The sequence below is a fragment of the Pseudomonas sp. K5002 genome (assembly GCF_013386655.1).
Lineage (GTDB): Bacteria > Pseudomonadota > Gammaproteobacteria > Pseudomonadales > Pseudomonadaceae > Aquipseudomonas.
In genome coordinates this window covers 1-5,464 of record NZ_JACARK010000484.1, presented here as the reverse complement: position 1 = coordinate 5,464, position 5,464 = coordinate 1, and the positions used below count along the sequence as shown (strand labels likewise).

At 62.5% G+C, this 5,464-nt stretch carries 5 protein-coding genes; all 5 read right to left on the bottom strand.

The window, feature by feature from the left end; all coding sequences use genetic code 11:
* Window positions 1-2,548, bottom strand: a 2,548-nt coding sequence (tssM, locus tag HX846_RS21205) for a type VI secretion system membrane subunit TssM (protein WP_178966047.1), incomplete at its 3' end; no start/stop codon positions are given.
* 15 nt (window positions 2,549-2,563) lie between these two features.
* Complete coding sequence (icmH, locus tag HX846_RS21200; RefSeq protein ID WP_102369323.1) at window positions 2,564-3,424, bottom strand: type IVB secretion system protein IcmH/DotU; 861 nt, start codon at window positions 3,422-3,424, stop codon at window positions 2,564-2,566.
* A gap of 4 nt (window positions 3,425-3,428) precedes the next feature.
* A complete protein-coding gene (gene tssK, locus HX846_RS21195) occupies window positions 3,429-4,757 on the bottom strand; it encodes a type VI secretion system baseplate subunit TssK (RefSeq protein ID WP_178966046.1) in 1,329 nt (442 codons plus the stop codon).
* A 1-nt stretch (window position 4,758) separates the two neighbouring features.
* Window positions 4,759-5,241, bottom strand: coding sequence for a type VI secretion system lipoprotein TssJ (gene tssJ / locus HX846_RS21190; protein WP_102604778.1), 483 nt, complete (start codon window positions 5,239-5,241; stop codon window positions 4,759-4,761).
* Window positions 5,242-5,246: 5 nt separating this feature from the next.
* The coding region (locus HX846_RS21185) for a type VI secretion system-associated FHA domain protein (RefSeq protein ID WP_372242006.1) at window positions 5,247-5,464 on the bottom strand (218 nt) is incomplete at its 5' end.

The following is a 5,464-nucleotide window of genomic DNA, read 5'->3' as shown; positions in this document are numbered from 1 at the left end:
TGACCATCTCGAACGCGACCGGCTCCGGCGCGCCTTCGCGATTCAAGCTCGCCAACTGCAGGTGCAAGTCGTTGAGTGCCTGTAACACGCCGGTCAACTCGGCCCCCGGGTTCTCCTGGCTGTCCAGCAACTGGTGCAAGGGCTCGAAGCGGCGCTGCATGGCTCGCCGTGCGCTGTCGGGCAAGGCATTGACCAGCCCGGCGGCGGTCGGCAACCGCTCTGCCGCAGGCCCAGGCAGCTTGGCAGCCAGCTCGTCGAGGCGCTCACTGGCCGACGGCAGGCGCGTGTGGTCACGAACCTGCTGCAACAACTGCAACAACGGCGACTGGGCCGACGTCAAGCTGGCGAGCTGCTCGGCGCCTTGCCTGGAGTTTTCAGTTTCACGCAGGCCAACCTGCCCAAGCGCCTCGCTCCAGGCATCGGCATACTCGCTGAAGTAGCGTTGTTCAAGCTCCACCATCAACCGTTGCAAATCCATGGCGCTCAGGTCGGCGCCCTCTCCCAGCACCCAGTTGTCCTGGACGATGGTGTTCACCAGCCGCGCGCCCTGCGCTTCAAAATGCCGCTGGTACGTGCGGGTATAAAACCCCGGAATGGAACGCTCGCCCCCGTCAAACACCCGCCCGTGTGCAAGGCGCAACGGTTCAAGGCCGCGAGCTTGTTCGCGCAGCACCCGGTACACCACGTCAACCAGCGATTCGCCGCGCAACACGTGGCGCGCGCGGGCCACCAGCTCGTCATCGAGCGGCTGCACGAACGGCTGCTCAAGCAAGCGCGCGAAATGTTCATTCAACCGGTTTTGCACGGAGGGCTCACCGGCAAACCGTACAGACCAATGCCCCGCCACCCGCTCACGCAGCCAGCCGACATCCCGACGCTCCCGCAGGTTGAGCATCAGGTACGCCCGGAGGTTATCCAGCAGCCGCTCACGATCTTCCAGGCTGCCGCGAACCTGTTCCTGCAGCATCTCGCTGACCTGGGACAGCAACAGCCGGCCCAAGGCACGCTCGTAGGCCTGCTCCAGCACCGGACGGCTGATACTGCCCTGATACAACCCCATCCGCTCAACCAGCCTGGCTTCGCCCGGCAAGGGGAAAATCCGCGTGGCCGCCAGGCGGCTGTCCAGCAGCGGCAGGAGTGCCTGGGTAGCGTCTGACCCAGGCTGCACGGGTGCGGGCTGTCGTGCCAGCGCCTGCAGTTGCTCCAGACGCTGATGATTGGAGGAGTAACTGTGGGTCCACAGCAAGCCCGCCGCCACGACGACCACTAGTGCGCCCAGGGCCAGCCCCCCCTGGTGCCGGCGGATTCGACGGCGCTCCTGGCTATCGAGGTCCGCCAGGTCGGCTTGCGCCAGAATCACCCGGCTGAACAAGCCCTGGATAAAGTGCGAACGTGGTTCAAGTGCCTGTGGGCCACCGTCGGCGCTGGTTAAGTAGAAACCACGAAAGCCGTTAGTGTGCTGATAACGCGGGCCGCAAAAAGCAACGTCGATATAGAGGCTCAGGCGTTCGCCAATCCGGGCCGCCTGATGGGGAAAGTCGAGCATCCGTCCGCGCAGATCACTGTTGCGTTCCTGGTGCAGGCGCTGCACAAGCTCACCGCTCAAGCGCTGCAGCAGTGCTTCAAACGCCTGTCGTACCTGGGCAATGCCAATACCCGCTTTGCCTGGGACGATAGATTCGCCCAACACCGCATCACTGCCTTCGCCCAACGGCCGCTCGAAGAACTCCGCAAACCCCGGCAGGCGGTCGGCCTGGGTCACCACCAGGTAGATCGGCACCTCCACATGCAACGTCTGGCGGATCTCCAGCAACCGACTCTGGACTGCCCGCGCCTCATTCTCCAGCTCACGCTCGCTGCCATGGAGCAATGTGTCCGTTGACAGCGCCACCACCACACCGTTGAGCGGGCGTGTCCGGCGCCGCACCTTGAGCAGCTCCAGCAGCGTCGACCAACCCGCGCCATCGACCTGGCTGTCAGGCTGGGTAAGGTAGCGGCCGGCGACGTCGAGCAACACGCCGTCCTCGGCGAAATGCCAGTTACAGTCCCGCGTGGCACCGCCCTGCGTCGCTACCGACGCGCCCTGATCCTGGAGCAACTGCAAGCCACTGGCGGCCAACATCCGGGACTTGCCACTGCCTTCCTTGCCGATCAGCAAATACCAGGGCAATGCATTACGCCAACGCGGGCTGCGTTCACCATAAATCCGGGAGTGTTTCAGGGTGTACAAAGCGTCCTTGAAGCGACCGCGCAGGTGCCGCTGCTCGTTTTCAACCTGGCCTTTGCGCGGGCGTGGCTCGCCGTCATCGACGGTTGATTGCCGGGCCATACTGCGCCAATTGGCATACACCATCGCCAGGCCCCACAACAAAAACAGCCCGCTGATTGTCAGCAAGCGCGATGCCGCCGCTTGCCAGAATCGATAGTCGTCGACAGCCAGCAGTGGCCCGAAGAACCACACGGTCATTGCGACCGCGAGCACCAGCAGCAGGCTCCAGACCCAAACCCTGCCCAGCACGGCGCCCGCGCTCCTGAAGAATGCGTTCATGCGTTGCTCCCTGCGTTAGAGCGGCGCCCGGAACATATCCGGCGCCACGAGTTGATACGGTTGCAACACCGCTTCACGCTGCTGGCCCAGCACCCAGGCAAATCCTGCATACAGGCTCAACAGGCTGGCGGCGACAAACACTGCAATCCAGGTGAGCGACACGACCCTCAGCCGTTTCCGGCGCGGCTGTTCCGGCCTGGGCGACGGCGCGCACGCCGCAGGCGTATCACCCCGCACATGCCGGATCTGCCGATACAGCGCGTCCCGAACCTGTTCAAGCTGCAACAACCCACGCTCCATGACCCGGTACTTGCCCTCAAACCCGAGGGACAGGCACAGGTACATCAACTCCAGCATCGCCAGGTGCTTGAAGGGGTCCCTCGACATGCGCTCAAGCAACTGGAAAAACTTCTCGCCGCCGAAGGTTTCGTTGTGAAAACTGCTCAGCAGGCTCATCTTCGACCAATCGCTCTGGCTGCCCCATGAGGTGGTGACCACTGCCTCGTCGATCACGCTGCACAGCACATACCGCGCCGCCATGACCTCGCTGCCTTGGGCCCCGTCATGCCGGGCCCGCGTCTCGAACAGCGTGACTGCAGCCGAGAGTCGTTCATTCAGGGCGCGCAGGCTTTCCTCGGCGGTACTGCGCTTGAGGCGGACCACCTCGGACAACAGCTCCCAGGCAGGCGCCACCAAACTGTTCAGGCCAATGTCGAAATGCTCCGCGCCCTGCAAGCGGGCCGCGTAGATCATCCGGTCTTCCAGTTGTTCGAAACGCGGCGGCGATGCGAAGTCGGTCATCGGTCCCTGCGCCGGTCCGCGTCCCTGTCGATCAAGCAGGACGGTTTTCTCGTCCTGCGGGTATTCCCTGTCCATGGTCTCAGTTCCTGATGGCCCAGAATTTCAGTTCCAGTTCGGCAAATTCACCGCTGACGTGGAAGGCAAATCCTCCCGACTGCTTCAACTGCTCAATGTCCCGGGCACCGAGTTCAAGCATGAAATAGGTGTTGGCGGCATGAAACGGTATCTGCCGGGGAGCCACCGGCAGCGGCTTGACCTTGATGCCCGCCAACTGCAGGTTGACCAACTCGCGAATCCGCTCCACGGGGCCGACCTTGAGGTGCGCCGGAAGCCGGTGTCGAAGCTCCTCGGCGTCACAATGGGCGCTGGCGGCCAGAATGAAGGTCACCGAACCCAGCAGGTTGAGATCGCTCACCGGGCACACCAGCACCCCGTACTGGCGAGGCTGCAGCGCCAGCTCAATGGCATGCTGCTCAAGCACCATCGACAGCAGGCTGCGAATCGGCTCCATCAATCCACGAAAGCTGGCGCCCTGGTCGCTGTGCCGGTAATGCCCCTCGAAGTGCGCACGCTTGCTGTCGCTGGCAAACGTCGCGAGTTCACCCAGGATCGACAGCAATGTTCGATACAGCGTTTCAGGGCTGACCTGGCTCAGGCCCAGGTAGTGACGCAAGACCAGTTCGGTGCGATTGATCAATTGCAACATCAGGAAGTCGCCAACCTCCGCGCCGGCGGCGGTACCGTTGGCGCGAATCCGCTCGGCGATGGCATCCCCCCGGTAAGCGAGCAGGCTGATCACTTCCTTGAGGCAAGACAGCAGGTAGCCGGAGCCATGCAGGTGAATGAAGCTCGGGATAAAATCGGGGTCCAGGCTGACGCCCTCCTCAGTGCAACTGAGCACCTGGGCAACCTTGAGCTTCACGTAATGCGGGTCGCTGTGTTGCTCCCCCAGCAACAGGCGAAAATCCAGCTGCCCGCAATTGACCTGACGGCGAGCTTCTTCCCCGGCGTTGGAGTCGCTGACGTCTACCGCAAGAGTCTTGTAGCGCGCCAACACATCAATCTGCTCGGGTCGACGGGCTTCAACACAGTTACCTGTGGCCAGCGGCAAGGCCAGGTAGATCGACTGCTTCCCGGTATTTACCGGAACCTCCAGCACCAGCGACTCCATCGCGCCGCCCAGCTCGAACAGGCTGCCATCCGGCAATATGCCGCTGGCCTGGCTGATAACGACCTTGCCCATATTGAGGTATTGCACATCGATTTCCAGGGCCAGGAAGCCCCAGGCGTGACGGCACAACAGTTGGGTGCGGCGCGTGAGTTGCTGATCGTGGTACCGATCGTTTTGCTGGAAATGCTGAGGGCGCAACAACATGCCTTCCTGCCAGATGACTTTTTGGCTGTACATGTCAGTCGCCCACCTTCGCGGGTTGCGGGTTGACCAACCGAATGCCGGCCTGATCAAGGATCAGTTCAGCGCCGGTCAATCGCTGCGCGGTCACCGGCAACACATAGCGCCATTGCGAGTGAGGCAAATCACGGTACGCCGCCAGCACGCCGACATAACGACTGCCGGGCTCAAGACTGAGTTTGAGCGTGGAGTGATCGCCGGGGCGCAACTCCAGCTCTTCGAGGTTCACCAGGTCCTTGGGCAACGTGTGCTCGGCATGAGCATAAAGGCTGAAAAAGTCCGCATTTTCAAAAGCCACGGGGTGTCGAAGCTCCATCAGGTGCACCACGATCGGCGACGGGCGACCATGGAGATCAGGGTTGACCCGTTCGCTGGCGGTCAGTGTCAGGTCCAGCTTGGTCAACTTCGAAAAGGGCGACAGGGAGCAACCACCCAGCAAACCCATTACAGCGCACAACAATGCAACGGTGACTCGGGACATGAAGATCATCCTGGATAACGGTGAAGGGTTGAGATCAGACGAATCTGTTCCTCGTACGCCTTGGCGAAGTCGCTGCCCAGCAGGCGCTCGCTCAAGTGCTCGTCCTCGATCAGTGTCTGGTAATGGCGCTGGTACGCGCGCCAGCGGGCGCCACACCGGGGGATCAGCGGCGGCCTTGCCTGGCGTTCGAAGCACAGCAGCAAATGGCCGGGCGCAAAGGCTG

Excerpts from the sequence above, each read along its gene's own strand:
- icmH (WP_102369323.1), bottom strand. The coding sequence starts at position 3,424 with ATGGACAGGGAATACCCGCAGGACGAGAAAACCGTCCTGCTTGATCGA.
- tssK (WP_178966046.1), bottom strand. The coding sequence starts at position 4,757 with ATGTACAGCCAAAAAGTCATCTGGCAGGAAGGCATGTTGTTGCGCCCT.
- tssJ (WP_102604778.1), bottom strand. The coding sequence starts at position 5,241 with ATGTCCCGAGTCACCGTTGCATTGTTGTGCGCTGTAATGGGTTTGCTG.